A 16,534-nucleotide genomic window follows, 5' to 3' on the forward strand; every position below is an offset into this window, starting at 1 on the left:
GCCGTCGTCGACCTCAGGCGTCGCCGTCGTCGCCCTGCTGTCGCTGCTGCTCGGTGACCTCGTTCAGTTCGAACCACATGGCGTTGAGGATGGCGAAGGTGCAGGCCAGGCCCACCCCCAGAATCCAGGCGAAATACCACATCAGTACATCTCCTCGTTAACGTCCCGTTCGCTGACCTTGCCCCACAGCACCTTGTACACCCAGGCGGTGTAGAGCAGCACGATGGGCAGCAGCAGCACGGTGGCGATCAGCATGATGCCCAGGGTGTAATGGCTGGAGGAACCGTCCCACACCGTCAGGCTGTGGCCCGGGTCGGTGCTGCTGGGCAGAATGATCGGAAACATGGCCGCCCCCACCGTGGTGATGATGCCGGCCACCGACAATTTGGAACCCAGGAAGCTGAGCGTGCCGATGCGCGTGGCCAGACCCAGCAGCGCCAGCACGGCACCGCCAAAGCCCACCACCGGCACCAGCCACAGCAGCGGCCATTTGGCGAAGTTGTTCATCCACAGGCCGGCTTCCAGCACCACTTCCTTGCGCAGCGGGTTGCTGGGGCCGTTGGGGTCCAGGTCACCGACAATGCGGTAACCGTCCAGCTGCGCCACCCAGAAGCCGCCCACCGCGAACAGCACGATCACCACCAGCGCCGCGATCATGCCATAGCGCCGGGCCCGCTCCGCCGGCTCGCCGTCGGCCTTGATCTGCAGCCAGGTGGCGCCGTGCAGAATCAGCATGGCCAGGGACACCAGGCCGCACAGCAACGCGAACGGATTGAGCAGCGCGAAGAAGGAGCCGGTGTAGAACGGCCGCAGGGTATCGTCGAAATGGAACGGCACGCCCTGCAGCACGTTGCCCACCGCCACGCCGAAGATCAGCGCCGGCACCACGCCGCTGAAACACAGGGCCGCGTCCCAGCGGGCCCGCCAGGCCGGCTCCGGGCGCTTGGAGCGGAACTTGAACGCCACCGGGCGGATGATCAGCGCCACCAGGATCAGGAACATGGCCAGATAGAAGCCGGAGAAACTGACCGCGTAGAGCGCCGGCCAGGCGGCGAAGATGGCGCCGCCACCGAGAATGAACCACACCTGGTTGCCTTCCCACACCGGTCCCACGGTATTGATCACCTGGCGGCGCTGGCCGTCGGTGCGGGCCACCGCCGGCAGCAGCGCGGCGGTGCCCATGTCGAATCCGTCGGTGACCGCGAAGCCCACCAGCAGCACGCCGAGCAGCGCCCACCAGATCAACCGCAACACTTCATAATCAAACAACATGGCGTTGTCTCCTTATTCCTGGGGCCGGGAAAAAGCCGGCGAGAAGCGCTCGTCCAGGCGGGCGGGATCGTCGCCGCTTTCCGCCTCCTCCGGACCCTTGCGGATGGTCTTGAGCATCAGGCGGACCTCGATGATCGCCAGGGTGGTGTAGATCACCACGAAGCCGACCAGGGTGATCAGGATGTCGCTGACACCGATGGAGCTGACCCCGAGGAAGGTGGGCAGCACCCCTTCGATGACCCAGGGCTGACGGCCGTATTCCGCCACCAGCCAGCCCAGCTCGGCGGCCACCCAGGGCAGCGGCAGGGTGTAGAACGCCACGCGCAGGAACCAGCGCGGCACCCGCCGGCGCAGGGACACCAGATAAAAGGCCAGGCCGAACAGGGCGATCATGTAGAAGCCGATCACCACCATGAAACGGAACGACCAGAACAGCGCCGCCACATTGGGCAGGGCGTCGCGCACCGCCAGGGCGATTTGCTCGTCGTTGGCCTGGCGCGGGTCCTCCACGTACTTCTTCAGCATCAGCGCGTAGCCCAGGTATTCCTGGTTGGCCAGGAATGCCTCGCGGGCTTCGGCGTTGGCGCTGTCGGTCTTCAGGGTTTCCAGGGCGTCGTAGGCCAGCAGCCCGTCGCGGATGTGCAGCTCCGACAGGGCGATCAGCTCGCGGATGCCCGGGATTTCCTGGTCGATGCTGCGGGTGGCGATCAACCCCATGACCCAGGGAATCTTCAGCTCGTAGTGGGTTTCCTGGGCCTCCCGGTCGGGAATGCCGAACAGGGCGAACGGGGCCGGCGCCTCCTCGGTGTGCCACATGCCCTCGATCATCGCCAGCTTCATTTTCTGGTTGTCGGTGATGGTGTAGCCGGACTCGTCGCCCAGCACCACCACCGACAGCGCCGCCGCCAGCCCGAACGACGCGGCCACGGTAAAGGACCGTTTGGCCAGCGCCTCGTGGCGGTGGCGCAGCAGATAGAAGGCGCTGATCGCCAGCACGAACACGGCGCCGGTGACGTAGCCGGCGGCCACCGTGTGCACGAACTTGGCCTGGGCCACCGGGTTGAAGATCACGGCGGCGAAGTCGTTCACCTCCATGCGCATGGTGTCCGGGTTGAAGGCGGAGCCCACCGGGTTCTGCATCCAGCCGTTGGCCACCAGGATCCACAGCGCCGAGAGATTGGAGCCCAGCGCCACCAGCCAGGTCACCGCCAGGTGCTGCACCTTGCCGAGCTTGTCCCAGCCGAAGAAGAACAGCCCCACCAGGGTGGCTTCCAGGAAGAACGCCATCAGGCCCTCGATGGCCAGGGGCGCGCCGAAGATGTCGCCCACGTAATGGCTGTAGTAGGCCCAGTTGGTGCCGAACTGGAACTCCATGACGATGCCGGTGGCCACGCCCATGGCGAAGTTGATGCCGAACAGCAGCCCCCAGAATTTGGTCATGTCGCGCCAGATGGTGCGCCCGGTCATTACATAGACGCTTTCCATGATGGCGATCATGAAGGACAGTCCGAGCGTCAACGGCACGAACAGAAAATGGTACATCGCGGTCAGGGCGAACTGGGCCCGCGACAGCTCCACCAGAGTGGCATCGATCATCCGCGTTTACTCCCTGCTAGCACACCGGCCAACACAGCCAGCGAGAAGACCACGCCACACGGATGAAAGGGCCGACAATCGGGTCTAACATTGACCCCCGTCGTGGTCCGTGTCCGTGGCCACCGTCAGCATAAGCACCGGCCCCATCAAGCGGAACCGAGCGGAATCCATAATCAGCATGTCCATTGACCCAAATCAAGTCTGGCTCGCCGGGCAACGCCAGCACGCGGCGCCGATGGTGCGCCGGCTGCTGCTCTGCGCCCTGGCGGACACCCCTCTGGCCCTCGCCCAGGCGGCGGCCCTGGCCTGGCTGGCGGCGCGTCTGCTGGCCGGCCACGGCGGCCTGGTGGTGCCGGCGCTGCTGTTGTTGTTCGCCCTGACCCTGCGCGCCGTGGCCGGCGCCGCCCGGGCCCGTTACAGCGCCGGCGCCGCCGCCGACATCACCCGGGCGGTGCGCGAACGGGTGGCCGACGCCCTGCTGCGCGGTGCCGGCGCCGCCCTGCCCCCCGGCGAGGCCAGCACCGCCCTGCTGGAGCAGGCCCAGGCGGTGGGCCGCTACCACGCCGGTTTCGCCGTGCAACGGCGGGTGGCGAGCCTGGCCACGGTGCTGTTCCTGGTGGCCGCGTTCAGCGTCGACTGGATCGTGGGCCTGATCTTCCTGTGCACCGCGCCGCTGATCCCGGTGTTCATGATGCTGGTGGGCACCGGCGCCCAGCGCGCCGCCGACCGGCAGCTGGACAGCCTGCGTTTTCTCGGCGGCTACTTTCTCGACCGGCTGCGCGGCGTGCTGACGCTGCGCGCCTTCGCCCGCGAGGAGGCCGAACGGCGCGCGGTGGACACCGTCAACGGCGAGTACCGGCGGCACACCATGAAGGTGCTGCGCATCGCCTTTCTCACCTCGGCGGTGCTGGAGCTGTTCGCCGCCCTGTCGGTGGCGCTGGTGGCCCTGTACGTGGGCCTGCATCTGCTCAAGCTGGTGGCCTTCGGCCCGGGCCCGGCGCTGACCTTCGGCACCGGCCTGTGGCTGCTGTTGCTGGCGCCGGAGTTCTACCAGCCGCTGCGGCAACTGGCCGCCGGCTACCACGACCGGGCCGCCGCCCGCGCCGCCGCCGAGGTGCTGGCGCCGCTGCTGGCTGACGATGTGCGTGATGATGACGCCGCCGATCAGGGCTCCCCTGATCCAGGAGCGGCCGGGAATCCTCCCCCTTCGCTGACCCTGGACGCGCTGAGCTTTCGTTTCGCCGACCACCAGCCGGCGCTGTTCGAGCAACTGTCCGCCACCCTGCCCGCCGGCGGCTGCCTGCTGCTGCGCGGCGACAGCGGCACCGGCAAAAGCACCCTGCTGCGGCTGATCGCCGGCCTGTTGGCGCCGCAGCACGGGCGGGTGCTGCACGACGGCCGCCCGGCGCCGCTGCTCGCCGAACACAACGGGCGGCTGGCCTGGGCCGGCCAGCATCCCTGGTTCGTGCACGGCACGGTGGCGGAGAACCTGCGACTGGTGGCGCCGCACGCGGACGACGCCGCCCTGGAGGCGGTGTTGGCGGAATGCGGCCTTACCGCCCTGCCCGCCGGCCTGGCCACGCCTCTGGACGAGAACGGCGGCGGCCTGTCCGGCGGCCAGGGCCGGCGGCTGGCCCTGGCGCGGGCGTTGCTCAGCCCGGCGCCGCTGCTGCTGCTGGACGAGCCCACCGCGGAACTGGACCCGGCCTCGGAGGCCCGGCTGGTGGCCGCCCTGGCGGCGCGCAAGGGCCGCCGCACCCTGGTGATCGCCACCCATTCCCCGGCCCTGGCGCCGCTGGCCGACCACAGCCTGTGGCTGAGCGGGGGGCCCGCCCATGACTGATTCCCGACCGACCACCGGCGCCTGGCTGCGCCGGCAGTTCCGGGGCCAGGGGCGGCGACTGACCCGGGCGGTGCTGCTGGCCACGGTGACCGCGCTGGCGGCCATGGCCCTGCTCGGCCTGTCCGGCTGGTTCATCAGCGCCGCCGCCCTGGCCGGCCTGGCCGCCGGTGGCCCGGCGGTGGCTTTCAACCTGCTGGCACCCAGCGCCGGCATCCGCGCCCTGGCGGTGGGCCGCACCGTGTCCCGCTATTTCGAGCGGCTGGTCAGCCACGATGCCACCTTCCATGTGATGCAGCGCCTGCGCACCCGGCTGTTCGCGGCGATTCTGCCGCGCGTGCCCGGGCCGCTGTCGTCGCTGAGCGGCGGCCATTTGCTGGAGCGCCTGCTGGGCGACGTGGAGCGCCTGGAGAACGCCTGGCTGGGCCAGGCCCAGCCCACCCTGGTGGCGGCGGTCACCGCCCTGGCCCTGCTGCTGGCCGCGCTGTGGGTGGCCGGCGCCGGGGCGGCGGCGCTGCTGCTGGCCGGCTTCCTGGTGATGGCCGTCTTGCTGCGCGGTCTGGCGAACGCCGCCGCCGAACCGCTGGCCCAGCGGGCGGCCTGGCGGGAGCGGCTGCGCGGCGATCTGGTGCAGGCCCTCAACGGCCTGCCGGACGTGCTCGCCTACGGCCTGCGGCCCACCCTGCTGGCCGCCTGGCAACCGCGTCTGGCGGCGCTGGCCGGGCTGGAACACCGGCTGGCCTGGCGGCAGGCACTCACCCACAGCCTGATCCAGAGCCTGATGCAGGCGCTGTCGGTGGGGGTGCTGCTGCTGGTGATCGGCGCGGTGAGCGACGGCGCGGTGAGCGCGCCCTTGGCCCTGGCCCTGATGCTGATGGTACTGGCCGCCGCCGAGGTCACCCTGCCCTTGGCCGCCGCCTGGCAGGGCTGGCCGGACACCGCCACGGCGGTAACCCGGCTGGACGCGCTGATGAGCACGCCGCTGCCCCGGCCCGCCGCCGAAGGCCGGGCCGAACCGGTGGCCGACGGCCACCTGACCGTGCGCGGCCTGAGCTTCGCCTGGCCCGGGCAGGCGCCGCTGTTTTCCGATCTGAGTTTCGATGTGGAGGCCGGTTCACCGCTGGCGCTGGTGGGCCCCAGCGGCGCCGGCAAGTCCACCCTGCTGCACTGCCTGATGGGGCTGCAGCGCGCCGACACCGGCGACATCCGTTTCGGCGGCGTGACCCAGCGGCAGGCGGACCCCGATGCCTGGCGGCGAAGCTTCGCCCTGATGCTGCAACAGCAGCAGCTGTTTACCGGCAGCCTGCGCGACAACCTGCGCCTGGCGCGCCCGGCGGCGAGCGATGACGAGCTTTGGCGGGCCCTGGAGCAGGCCCGGCTGGCGGACACGGTGCGCCGGCGCGGCGGCCTGGATCTGTGGATCGGCCCCGCCGGCCTGCACCTGTCCGGCGGTCAGGGCCGGCGCCTGGCGCTGGCCCGGGTACTGCTGCGCGACAGCCCGGTGGTGCTGCTCGACGAGCCGTTCACCGGCCTGGAACCGGCCACCGCCGACGCCCTGTTCGACACCTTGCAGGCCCGGCTGGCGGACCGGGTGCTGGTGATGGTCACCCACGACCCGCGCCAGGCGGCGCGCCTGCCCCATCGCCTGACGCTTTAGCGCGACTATTGTTCCGCCGGGCAAACCGGGTTAGGCTTGGCCCAACGTTTTGGAGAATTTCATGATCGACGCTCGCCAGACATCGCTTCTCACCGCCGCCGGTTCGCCGGCCGCGGTGGCGTGCGCCGCTGATTTCTTCTACGGGTATTGGTTTAGCCGCTCGCGCGCCTGACCGTACCCGGCAGGCGCGCCCGACCCGGGCCGCCGCCGAAGAAGTCCGAAAAACCCCCGGTTGGCTGCCCACCGGGGGTTTTTTATTTTGTGGAAAGGAACAAGGATATGAACGCCAGTCTTGCCGCCGTCCGCGACGCCTCGGACCTTCCGTCGTCGTCCCGCCGCGCCCAGCCGCTGCCCTCCCCGGCCGCGCTGCGCGAGGCGCTGCCGCTGTCCGAGGCCGCCGCCGCGCGCATCCGCCACCAGCGTGACCAGGTGCGCGCCATCCTGCGCGGTGACGACCCGCGTCTGCTGGTGATCGCCGGGCCCTGCTCGCTGCACGATGCGGACGCGGCCCTGGAGTACGGTCGCCGGCTGCGCGATCTGGCCGTGGAAACCGAGGATCGGCTGCTGCTGGTGATGCGCGCCTATGTGGAGAAACCGCGCACCACGGTGGGCTGGAAGGGGCTGCTCTATGATCCGCACCTGGACGGCCGCGGCGATCTGGCCGAGGGCCTGCGTCGCTCACGCCGGCTGCTGCTGGATCTGGTGGACCTGGGCCTGCCCCTGGCCAGCGAACTGCTCAGCCCGCTGGCAGCGGACTACCTGGCGGACACCCTGAGCTGGGCGGCGATCGGCGCGCGCACCACGGAATCCCAGATTCACCGGGAAATGGTCAGCGGCCTGGATCTGCCGGTGGGCTTCAAGAACGGCACCGACGGCGAGCTGGGCGCGGCCCGGGACGCCATGGGCGCCGCCGCCCACCCCCATGCCCATCTGGGCATCGACGACCACGGCCACCCGGCGCTGATTCACACCGCCGGCAACCCGGACACCCATCTGGTGCTGCGCGGCGGCCGGCGCGGCCCCAACTACGACGCCGCCAGCGTGGCCGCGGCCCGCGACGCCCTGGAGCGCGCCGGCCTCAACCCGCGCCTGGTGGTGGATTGCAGCCACGCCAACAGCGGCAAGGACCCGGCCCGGCAACCGGCGGTGCTGGACGAGCTGATCGCCCAGCGACGGGGCGGCGACCGCACCGTGGCCGGGGTGATGCTGGAGAGCCATCTGCGGGGCGGCAACCAGCCACTGGCCGGGGAACTGGCCTACGGGGTCTCGATCACCGACGCCTGCCTGGGCTGGGACGACACCGAGACCTGCCTGCGCACGCTGGCCACCGCCGGGGCCTGAGCCGGCGCCAGCACGAACACCGCCATCTCCCGGCGCAGGGTGTCCGCCTGACCCTCCAGGCGGGCGGCGGCGCCGGCGGCGTCGGCCACCAGACCCACGTTGGCCTGGGTGACCCGATCCATCTCCAATACCGCCTGGCTGGCCTGGCCGATGCCCCGGGTCTGCTCGCCGGACGCCACCCGGATCGCCGCCATGATGCCGGTGACCTGATCCACCGCCTCCAGCATTTCGCTCATGGTGGCCCCCGCCTGATTGACCCGCTCCCCGCCGCGCTCGATGCGCTCTACCGTGTCGCCCACCAGCTCGGTGATCTCCTTGGCCAGGGCGGCGGTGTTCTGCGACAGCGCGCGCACCTCGCCGGCGACCACCGCGAAGCCCCGGCCGTGCTGGCCGGCGCGGGCCGCTTCCACCGCCGCGTTGATGGCCAGCAGATCGGTCTGCAAGGCGATGCCCTCGATGCGGTCGGTGATGCCGCGGATGCGCTCCGCGCCCTGGCGGATCTCCTCCATGGTGGTGACCACCTCGCGCACCGCCTCGCCGCCCCGGTGGGCCACCCGGCTGGCGCCCTGGGACAGTTCATCGGCGCGCCGGGCGTGCTCGTCGTTGTTGGCCACGGTGGCGGTGAGCTGTTCCATGCTGGCCGAGGTTTGCTCCAGGGCGGCGGCCAGCTGCTCGAAACGGGCCGACAGGCCGCCGTTGCCGGCGGCGATGTGACGGGCCCCGTCCAGGATGGTGTCGCTGCTGGCGCGCACCTGACCGACGATGGCCGCCAGGTTGTCGCGCATCCGCCCGAGGCCGCTGTAGAGCTGGCCGATTTCGTTGCCGCCCCGGCGCGCCACCGGCTCGGACAGGTCGCCGGCGGCCAGGCGCTCGCAGTGCGCCGCCACCCGCCGCAGGGGCTGGATCACATTGACGGTGATGCCCCACAGCACCACCGCCACCAGCACCAGGGAGGCCAGCAGCACGCCGGCCAGCACCGCGTCCAGCCGGTCCGCCATGGTTTCGAAGTCGGCCAGCCGCCCGTCCAGGGCGGTGCGCGACGCGGACAGGACCTCATCGGCGGCCCGCGCCGCCTGGCCCGGGGACAGAGCGCGGGTTTCTTCCAGCAGGGTGGCGTAGGCGTCGCGCAGGGTGTCGGTGCGCTGCTGGTGCGCCCGGTCCAGGGCGCGGAAGGCATCCCGGTTGTGATGGTTGGCGTAGCCACTGACCGCGCCGATCAGCAACAGCATGGCGGTAAAGGCGGCCAGCACCAGGCTCCAGCTGGTTTTCACCGTCAGGTCGTCCAATCTTTTCAAGGCCTGCATGCGTGTCTCCCCCTTGGTTTCTGGCCACCGGCGCAGGCTAGCGCGACGGCCCGGAGAAAACCGGGGAATCGACGGTTTTATTGTTTTAAATCAAGGAATTGGAAGAGGATTCAGGGGGCGGGAAAGCGGCGCGTAGACCGGTAAGAACCATCGGCCGTCGCGCCGGAATCTTTAGCTTTTTCGGACCCGGGGAAAATCGCGGTGGTCCCTCCGCGATCTTCCCCAACCCGTCGGACTACCGGCAACCGCCGGCGTTGGTGTAGTCGCCGTCCACCACGGTGTTGATCCACTGGTCGAGCAGCGCGGCGGCCTCATCGTGGGCGATGCTGCGGGCGATCGGCGGCATCATCCGCTGCGGGTCGTGCTCGGCGGCCAGCCGGCAGGAGACGATGGACTCGGCGCTGTTGCCGGGCACCACCACGTACTGGCGACCGCAGGAACCGCCGCCGGTGGCGGTGGGCTTCTTGCAGATGCCGTAGCCGGCGTCCACGTCACGGAAGTGGTCCAGGTAATAGCCGGTGTTGGAGGCGGCACCCTTATCGTTGTGGCAGTGCTGGCAGTTCACCTCCAGATAGGCGCGCAGGCGCTGCTCCACATCCGCCGGCGAGTTGGCGGTGAGGCCGCCGTCGCCGGGCAGGTTCCAGCGCGGCAGGCGCTCGATGTTGGTGGCCACGCCCTGGCCGTCCAGCTCCAGCTCCGGGGCGCCGGCCAGCAGGCCCTGGTCGATCCAGTACTGCAGCTGGTTGACGCGCGGGAAGCCGCCCTGGCCGTCGCTGCCCATGAAGGCGCTTTCCGGCTGGTAGGCGCGGTTCAGGTTGCGCGGTTTCGGGCCGATGGGGGCGCTGCCGCCGGGCCGGTCGTCGTTGCCGTGGCAGGTGATGCACTGGTTGGCGTTGGGCACCGAGTAGGCGTCGGTGTCACCGCTCAATACCTGCCCGGTGTTGGCGTCGCGGTAGTGCCAGTGCACCGCCCGGCTGCCGCCGGCGGGGGCGAAGCGCGCCACCGATTGACCGTCTTCCTGTTCCCAGATGTAGGGCAGCCCGGCCCAGAACGCCTTGCCGCTCTGGCTGGTGCGCTTGATCAGCAAGCGGGTTTCCACCAGTTCCTCGCTACCGTTGGCCTCGTCGGTGAAGGCGAAGGTCTTGGCGATCACCGTGCCCACCGGGAAGTCGATGGCGCCGTTGACGTTGTTGCCGTCCTGGCCGTCCCGGTACACCGCCTGCTCGCCGGGCGGAATAAAGGCGACCCGGTATTTGGTGGCGTAGTCGGAGAACAGCTTGGTGTTGAGCACGAAGGGCACGCCGCCTTCATGGGGCAGGCTGCGCGGGTCGCGCGGGTCGGCGAACAGGTTGTACTGCTCGAGCAGCGGGCAGTCCACTTCCAGGGCGGCGCGGTTGATCTCGCCCTCTTCCACTTCCTGCTCGCACAGATAGGCGATGTATTCCTCGCTGGTGGCCGGGTCGTAGTCGCCGCTGGGTTCGAACGGCGGGATTTCCACCCGGGGCAGCGGCGCCAGCACCTGGCCGAAGCGCGCCTGGCAATCGTGGTCGGACAGCCGGGTGTCGGACGGGAAGTTCAACAGTCCGCCGACGATGTCGAGCAGACCGCCGGGGGTGAGAATCGACAGGTCCTGGTCAAGCAGCCCCATCACCAGTTCCAGGCCATCGGTGCCGTGGAAGTTCAGGTAGGGGGCGCTGTCGTCGGACAGCTCGTTGTCGTGGAAACAGGACCCCCAGGTGGGCTGCTTGCGCTGGCCCTGGTCGTTGAACTTGTAGGCGTTGTAATGGCAGGACGGGTTGGGGTGCTGGTTGGTGTGGATCGGCTTGCCGTTCTCGTCGGCGGGCACCGGGTTGCCCTGGGCGTCCACCGGATAGGGGCAGTCCGCGTCCAGATCGTCGCGCAGGCCGTCCCAGATAATGTGCGCGCCCTTGCCCAGATTGGCCAGGTTTTGCAGGCTGGAAAGCAGCTCCGCGGGGTTGTTCAGGGTGGGCAGGTTCTTCAGCCCGATCAGGGTGGGCAGCACGCTTTCGATGTCGCCGGCCAGGGTTTTCTGCAGGTCCGGCGGCGGCAGGTCGTAGCCGGAATTGCGCATCACGTTGTCGTGGATGTGCAGCCCCTCGGTGTAGGGGTCGAGCTTTTTGTCGGCGGTGTTGCCGGGGCCGTCGATCAGCTCGTAGCTGATGTAGAGCACGGCGGCGGTGCTGTGGTCCTCGAACACATTGTCGTAGACCTCGATGTTGTCGTAGCCCAGGGTGATAAAGCCCACGCCCCGGGGCACCACCGACACCAGACCGCTGTGGGCGAAATTGTAGGTGTTGTTGTTGCGCGCCAGGTTGTTGACCATCACCGAGGTGTCGCCGTACTGGGTGATGTTCTCCAGGTCGTAGATCAGGAAGCCGCCGGTGTTGCACTCGGCCACGTTGTCGTCGTATTCGCCGCCCTGCACGTTCTCGATTTCGAAGCCCATGACGTTGTAGGCGGCGCGACTGTCGCGAATGATGGCGGTGCTGGTCTGGCCCACGTAGATGCCGGCGTCGGAGGCGCCGATGGACTCCGAGCCCTCCACCAGGATGTTTTCCGATTCCACCGGGTAGATGCCGTAGCGGCCGCTGTCGGAGCTGGGCACGTAGTCCGGCGCCGGGTCGCCCTCATTGAAGGGCGGCGCGGTGCAGGCCACGTTCAGGCGCTGGCCGTAGTTGGCGGCGGTGATCGGCCCGCCGCCGCCGGACCAGATGGCGCGCACATTGCGCAGGGTGCCCCATTTCACGCCCTTGAGTTTGAAGGCGTCGCCGGGGGAATCCAGGATGGTCAGGTCGCTGACGGTGATGCCGCGCACGTTGAGGGCTTCCAGGCCGGTGACGTTGATGCTGTCGCGGAACGACAGCACCGTCTTGTCCTTACCGCAGCCCTTGATGGTCACGTCCTCGGTGGCCTGGATCAGCAGGCCCTCGTCCAGCTCGAAGAAGCCGCAGCCGAATTCCAGCGTGTCCCGGGGCTTGAGCTGGATCATCGCCTCCACCATCTGGCGGGTGGCGTCCGGGCCCGGCGCCACCTGGAAGGTGCGGCCCTCGGTGAACGGGTCCGGGGCTTCCTCTTCCGGCTGGTTGGGGTTGGGCGCGCCGCCGTTCCCGCCACCGCCGCCTCCGCCGTCGGAGCCACCGCCCCCGCCGCCGCATCCCGTCATTACCAGACCCGCCGCCAACAGCCAGGCGGCGAACGCTAACCGGCACCGTTCGCTGACCATGTTTCCACCCTCTTGTCGTGTTATTGGCGGCCGTCGGGACGGCGCGCCTTTTTTTGTGACCTGCCGTCCATGGCGGTCACCCTTCGGGCCGTCGCTCGTGCGACGTCAAAAAACGCTCCCGGCGTTTTTTTGTGCAGCTATTTTCGTCAAGCTATTGGTACGTTTGTACAATGGGTGGGCGTGAAGAGGTGTATGGATATTGTGAAGGGATGGTGAATGCCGGCCGGCGGCGGCGCATTGCGGGGGGTGCCCCCCCTGTCTATAGTGCCTCGGGGTGTCGAGGCTCTTCTCATTCAAATAATCAGTCTCGCCACTTTCTCACCGACATGGCATGCAAGGTGCCGGATACACAAAACAAAAGGCTATACATCATGACGTACTACGAGAGCCCCTTTTATCGGGTTGGGGGATACGGCATACGCTCTCAACGGTCGCGCAACGCCCCGTTGGTGGCATTGATCACCACGGCGCTGACACTCGTCGGCTGCAGCGACGATGACGCCGATCCACCGGTCCAGGACACGGACGCACCCACCTTGACGATGACCCCCACGAACGCGAAAGCACTGCGTTTCGAGTGGGACGACAACGGCGCCGCCACCCGTTACCGCCTGCTGGTGAATCCGGACGGCGCGTCCGGCTACAGCCTGGCGGCCGGGTTCAGCGGCCCCCGGGACCATTACGACCAGATCGTCTTTCTGCCCGACCGTCTGAACGCCGCCTACATGCTGGAAGCCTGCAACAGCCGGGGCTGCGCCAGCTCCGAGGCGGTCTACGTGAGCGGCGGCCTGAACCAGGCTATCGGCGCGCTGCGCAGGGACGACAACGCCGTGAACGGCTACTTTGGAACGGATGTGGCGCTGTCCGCCGACGGCTCCACCCTGGCGGTGGGCACCCCCGGTGACGAGGGCGCGGACGGCACCGTGGCCTACGCCGGCGCCGTTCAGGTGTTCCGCCGTGACGGCGCGGACTGGCACCGGGAGGCGGTGCTGCGCGCCGACCACCCCGGCCAGTACGACCAGTTGGGCGAGGCCCTGGCGCTGAACGCGGACGGCACCGTGCTGGCGGCGGGCGCGGTCCGCGAAAGCAGCGACGCCACCGGCATCGATGGCGACGGCGCCAACGACAATGCCGCCAGCAGCGGCGCCGCCTATGTGTTCCGCCACGACGGCGACGCCTGGCATCAGGAGGCCTACATCAAGGCCGACAACACCGATGCCGGCGATTACTTCGGCTTCGACCTGGCCCTGTCGGACAGCGGCGAGCGGCTGGCGGTGGGCGCGCCGTTCGAGGCCAGCGGCGTGGCCGGCGACGGCGATGACAACGGCGCCAGCCAGGCCGGCGCGGTCTACTTGTTCCACCGCGACAATGGCGCCTGGGCCCAGGAGGCCTATCTCAAGGCGTCCAACCTGGCCGCCTCGGACTGGTTCGGCCACCAGGTGGCCCTGTCCGGCGACGGCACGGTGCTGGCCGCCAACGCCCTGCGCGAAGCCAGCGCCGCCACCGGCGTGAACCACGAACAAAACGACGACACGGCGGCCACCGCCGGCGCCGTCTATCTGTTCCGCCTGAACGGTGGCTGGAACCAGGACGCCTACATCAAGGCCTCCAACACCGAGTCCGCGGACAACTTCGGGCGCAGCCTGGCCCTGAACCGGGACGGCGACACCCTGGCGGTGGGCGCTAACCAGGAAGACAGCGACGGCGACGGCGTGGATGCCGGCCAGGCCGACAACGGCGCGCTCAGCAGCGGCGCCGCCTACGTCTTCCACCATAACGGCAGCGCCTGGGCCCAGAGCGCCTACGTAAAGGCCTCCAACAGCGATGCCGATGACGGCTTCGGTTTCCGGGTGGCCCTGGACGCCGCCGGCGCAGCCCTGGCGGTGTCCGCCCAGGGCGAACAAAGCACCGCCGCCGGTATCGATGGCACCCAGGCGGACAACGTTGCCGATGGCGCCGGCGCGGTGTATCTGTTCCGTCTCGATGGCGGGGTCTGGGCGCAGCGCCATTACCTGAAAGCCCCGACGCCGGATTCCGGCGACCGATTCGGCCAGGGTCTGGCCCTGGCCGCCGACGGCGACACGCTGGCGGCGGGAGCGCCGAATGACGATGGCACCGGGAATGGCGCCTCGAACAGTGGGGCGGTGTTCGTTTATTGAGGAGGGCGTTAGAGCCCGGCGGTTGTCGGGCTATCGCTGCTTCAGCCGCGATTAGGCGGTGGGGGTGGATTCCACCGCTTGGGCGCGCTGGCGCGCGCCGAGAGGGAGGGATTGGCTCGCTTCGCTCGGGGCTGCGCCCCGTCGCCGCTGGCGGCGACGCCCCTCACGGCGCTTTGCGCCGTTCGGTCGAACCGGAGGGGGCGAATCCAATACTCCCTCTCCGCCAGATACAAAAAAGCCCGGCCTGAGCCGGGCTTTTTTGTATCTGGCGGAGAGGGAGGGATTCGAACCCTCGATACGAGTAATACGTATGGTTCCTTAGCAGGGAACTGGTTTCAGCCACTCACCCACCTCTCCGGAACTCGGATCGTCATTTCATGGGAATGTCGATTCAGGCGCGCATGATACCAGCTTAGCTGGAAAATACAGCCCAAAAATCAACCATTCTCACCGCCTTCGCCGGTTTTTTCGTGTTGGATGCGTTGGTAGATCTCTTCGCGGTGTACCGCCACTTCCTTCGGCGCGTTGACACCGATGCGTACCTGGTTGCCCTTGACGCCAAGGACGGTGACGGTGACTTCATCGCCAACCATCAGCGTCTCACCGACGCGGCGCGTAAGTATCAGCATGGAAATATCCCTCCTGGGTCCTTCAGGTTGTTCTGTGAGCGCAATTTCGCTCCCAAGACTAACGGACCGCTCTCAATGCATCCATCATACGGTACGGCCTACATGTCCGCGGGGCGCGAAGGCCGCATTATGCCGTAACCATTTAACAAAGTCTTCCCGCCGGGCGGGATATCCGGCAGCGCGGGACACGCCGTGGCGGCGGCCCCGCTGCCGGTCGGTCTCAGGCGGCGGGCTGGTCCAGTTCGAAGGCCTGGTGCAGGGCGCGGACCGCCAGTTCCAGGTACTTCTCGGCGACCACCACGGACACCTTGATCTCGGACGTGGAGATCATGGTGATGTTGACGCCCTCGGCGGCCAGGGTCTCGAACATCTTGCTGGCGACACCGGCGTGGGAGCGCATGCCCACGCCCACCAGGGAGATCTTGGCGATCTTGTCATCGCTGATGATTTCCGGGTTGCCCAGCTCCTCGGCGGATTTCTTGAGCGCTTCCTTGGCCTTGGCGAAGTCGTTGCGGTGCACGGTGAAGGTGAAGTCGGTGGCGCCGTCGGCACCCACGTTCTGCACGATCATGTCCACTTCGATGTTGGCATCGCTGACCGGGCCAAGAATCTTGAAGGCGATGCCCGGGGTGTCCGGGGCGCCACGCACGGTGATCTTTGCTTCGTCACGGGTAAAAGCGATGCCAGAGATAACCGGCTTTTCCATATCCACCTCGTCGTCGACGGTAATGAGGGTGCCCGGGCCCTCCTGAAAACTGGACAGTACGCGCAGCGGCACATTGTATTTGCCGGCGAACTCCACGGAACGGATCTGCAGCACCTTGGACCCGAGGCTGGCCATTTCCAGCATTTCCTCGAAGGTGATGCTGTCCAGGCGGCGGGCGGTGTCCACCACCCGCGGGTCGGTGGTGTAAACGCCGTCCACGTCGGTGTAGATCTGGCACTCATCGGCTTTCAGGGCGGCGGCCAGGGCCACCGCCGTGGTGTCGGAACCGCCACGGCCCAGGGTGGTGATGTTGTCGTCGTCGTCCACGCCCTGGAACCCGGCGACCACCACCACGCGACCGGCGTCCAGGTCGGCGCGCATCTTGCGGTCGTTGATGTCCTCGATGCGGGCTTTGGAGTGGCTGTGGTCGGTGCGGATCGGCACCTGCCAGCCGGTGTAGGAGCGGGCGTCCACGTCGCGTCGCTGCAACGCCATGGAGAGCAGCGCGATGGTGACCTGCTCGCCGGTGGACACCAGCACGTCCATTTCACGGGTGCTGGGGCTGTCGGAAACCCCGTTGGCGAGTTCGATCAGACGGTTGGTTTCGCCGCTCATGGCGGATACCACCACCACCACCTGATCCCCCCGCTCCCGGAAGCGCGCCACCCGTTCGGCGACGGCCTGGATGCGTTCGACGGTACCGACCGAGGTGCCGCCGTATTTCTGAACGATGAGTGCCATAGATGACTTTTTCTGCAAAAAGGGGCGCGAAAGGATAGCATTTTC

11 protein-coding genes and 1 tRNA gene are annotated in these 16,534 nt (G+C 68.4%); 4 read left to right on the forward strand and 8 right to left on the reverse strand.

The annotated features are described in order from the left end of the window. Window positions 1–13 precede the first annotated feature (13 nt). Genes cydX through ACLD0W_RS11370 form a run of 3 tightly spaced genes read right to left on the reverse strand, consistent with a single transcriptional unit; the run spans window position 14 to window position 2,868 of the window. On the reverse strand, window positions 14–142 hold the full coding sequence (cydX, locus tag ACLD0W_RS11360) for a cytochrome bd-I oxidase subunit CydX (RefSeq protein WP_410307605.1): 129 nt from the start codon (window positions 140–142) through the stop codon (window positions 14–16). Continuing rightward, window positions 142–1,272: a cytochrome d ubiquinol oxidase subunit II gene (gene cydB, locus ACLD0W_RS11365; RefSeq protein ID WP_410307606.1), complete on the reverse strand. Its 1,131-nt coding sequence runs from the start codon at window positions 1,270–1,272 to the stop codon at window positions 142–144. Before cydB ends, cydX begins: the two co-directional genes overlap by 1 nt. A 12-nt stretch (window positions 1,273–1,284) precedes the next feature. Beyond that, complete coding sequence (locus ACLD0W_RS11370) at window positions 1,285–2,868, reverse strand: cytochrome ubiquinol oxidase subunit I (RefSeq protein ID WP_410307607.1); 1,584 nt, start codon at window positions 2,866–2,868, stop codon at window positions 1,285–1,287. Between the two features lie 178 nt (window positions 2,869–3,046). Here ACLD0W_RS11370 and cydD point away from each other — a divergent pair, with 178 nt between their 5' ends. The 3 genes from cydD to ACLD0W_RS11385 all read left to right on the forward strand — a co-directional run bounded on the left by cydD (window position 3,047) and on the right by ACLD0W_RS11385 (window position 7,706). Continuing rightward, window positions 3,047–4,711, forward strand: a complete 1,665-nt coding sequence (gene cydD, locus ACLD0W_RS11375; protein WP_410307608.1) for a thiol reductant ABC exporter subunit CydD — start codon at window positions 3,047–3,049, stop codon at window positions 4,709–4,711. Then, window positions 4,704–6,365 carry a thiol reductant ABC exporter subunit CydC gene (cydC, locus tag ACLD0W_RS11380; RefSeq protein ID WP_410307609.1) on the forward strand — a complete coding sequence of 554 codons (1,662 nt, stop codon included), beginning with the start codon at window positions 4,704–4,706 and terminating at the stop codon, window positions 6,363–6,365. The genes cydD and cydC overlap by 8 nt, the downstream gene beginning before the upstream one ends. A gap of 279 nt (window positions 6,366–6,644) precedes the next feature. Beyond that, window positions 6,645–7,706: a 3-deoxy-7-phosphoheptulonate synthase gene (locus tag ACLD0W_RS11385; protein WP_410307610.1), complete on the forward strand. Its 1,062-nt coding sequence runs from the start codon at window positions 6,645–6,647 to the stop codon at window positions 7,704–7,706. Here the strand turns inward: ACLD0W_RS11385 and ACLD0W_RS11390 are convergent. Together ACLD0W_RS11390 and ACLD0W_RS11395 are read right to left on the reverse strand one after the other, a co-directional pair. Beyond that, window positions 7,622–9,010, reverse strand: coding sequence for a methyl-accepting chemotaxis protein (locus tag ACLD0W_RS11390; protein ID WP_410307611.1), 1,389 nt, complete (start codon window positions 9,008–9,010; stop codon window positions 7,622–7,624). The genes ACLD0W_RS11385 and ACLD0W_RS11390 overlap by 85 nt on opposite strands. A gap of 235 nt (window positions 9,011–9,245) precedes the next feature. Next, window positions 9,246–12,254, reverse strand: a complete 3,009-nt coding sequence (locus ACLD0W_RS11395) for a parallel beta-helix domain-containing protein (protein ID WP_410307612.1) — start codon at window positions 12,252–12,254, stop codon at window positions 9,246–9,248. Window positions 12,255–12,796: 542 nt separating this feature from the next. Between ACLD0W_RS11395 and ACLD0W_RS11400 the strand changes: the two genes are divergently transcribed. Then, entirely contained in the window at window positions 12,797–14,413 is a 1,617-nt protein-coding gene (locus ACLD0W_RS11400) for a hypothetical protein (protein ID WP_410308052.1), read from the forward strand. Window positions 14,414–14,679: 266 nt separating this feature from the next. Here the strand turns inward: ACLD0W_RS11400 and ACLD0W_RS11405 are convergent. The 3 genes from ACLD0W_RS11405 to ACLD0W_RS11415 all read right to left on the reverse strand — a co-directional run bounded on the left by ACLD0W_RS11405 (window position 14,680) and on the right by ACLD0W_RS11415 (window position 16,489). Then, a tRNA-Ser gene (locus tag ACLD0W_RS11405) sits at window positions 14,680–14,770 on the reverse strand. Between the two features lie 80 nt (window positions 14,771–14,850). After that, a complete protein-coding gene (gene csrA, locus ACLD0W_RS11410) occupies window positions 14,851–15,042 on the reverse strand; it encodes a carbon storage regulator CsrA (RefSeq protein ID WP_138771734.1) in 192 nt (63 codons plus the stop codon). 220 nt (window positions 15,043–15,262) lie between these two features. Next, window positions 15,263–16,489 (reverse strand): aspartate kinase, encoded by a 1,227-nt coding sequence (locus ACLD0W_RS11415; RefSeq protein WP_410307613.1) that lies wholly within the window; start codon window positions 16,487–16,489, stop codon window positions 15,263–15,265. Window positions 16,490–16,534: the final 45 nt, after the last annotated feature.

Source organism: Alloalcanivorax sp. C16-1, from assembly GCF_046507805.1.
In the GTDB taxonomy this organism is placed as follows: Bacteria; Pseudomonadota; Gammaproteobacteria; order Pseudomonadales; family Alcanivoracaceae; genus Alloalcanivorax.

What these genes read in the sequence shown, in the direction of transcription:
- cydX (WP_410307605.1), bottom strand. Translation starts at nt 142, where the DNA reads ATGTGGTATTTCGCCTGGATTCTGGGGGTGGGCCTGGCCTGCACCTTC.
- cydB (WP_410307606.1), bottom strand. Translation starts at nt 1,272, where the DNA reads ATGTTGTTTGATTATGAAGTGTTGCGGTTGATCTGGTGGGCGCTGCTC.
- ACLD0W_RS11370 (WP_410307607.1), bottom strand. Translation starts at nt 2,868, where the DNA reads ATGATCGATGCCACTCTGGTGGAGCTGTCGCGGGCCCAGTTCGCCCTG.
- cydD (WP_410307608.1), top strand. Translation starts at nt 3,047, where the DNA reads ATGTCCATTGACCCAAATCAAGTCTGGCTCGCCGGGCAACGCCAGCAC.
- cydC (WP_410307609.1), top strand. Translation starts at nt 4,704, where the DNA reads ATGACTGATTCCCGACCGACCACCGGCGCCTGGCTGCGCCGGCAGTTC.
- ACLD0W_RS11385 (WP_410307610.1), top strand. Translation starts at nt 6,645, where the DNA reads ATGAACGCCAGTCTTGCCGCCGTCCGCGACGCCTCGGACCTTCCGTCG.
- ACLD0W_RS11390 (WP_410307611.1), bottom strand. Translation starts at nt 9,010, where the DNA reads ATGCAGGCCTTGAAAAGATTGGACGACCTGACGGTGAAAACCAGCTGG.
- ACLD0W_RS11395 (WP_410307612.1), bottom strand. Translation starts at nt 12,254, where the DNA reads ATGGTCAGCGAACGGTGCCGGTTAGCGTTCGCCGCCTGGCTGTTGGCG.
- ACLD0W_RS11400 (WP_410308052.1), top strand. Translation starts at nt 12,797, where the DNA reads ATGACCCCCACGAACGCGAAAGCACTGCGTTTCGAGTGGGACGACAAC.
- csrA (WP_138771734.1), bottom strand. Translation starts at nt 15,042, where the DNA reads ATGCTGATACTTACGCGCCGCGTCGGTGAGACGCTGATGGTTGGCGAT.
- ACLD0W_RS11415 (WP_410307613.1), bottom strand. Translation starts at nt 16,489, where the DNA reads ATGGCACTCATCGTTCAGAAATACGGCGGCACCTCGGTCGGTACCGTC.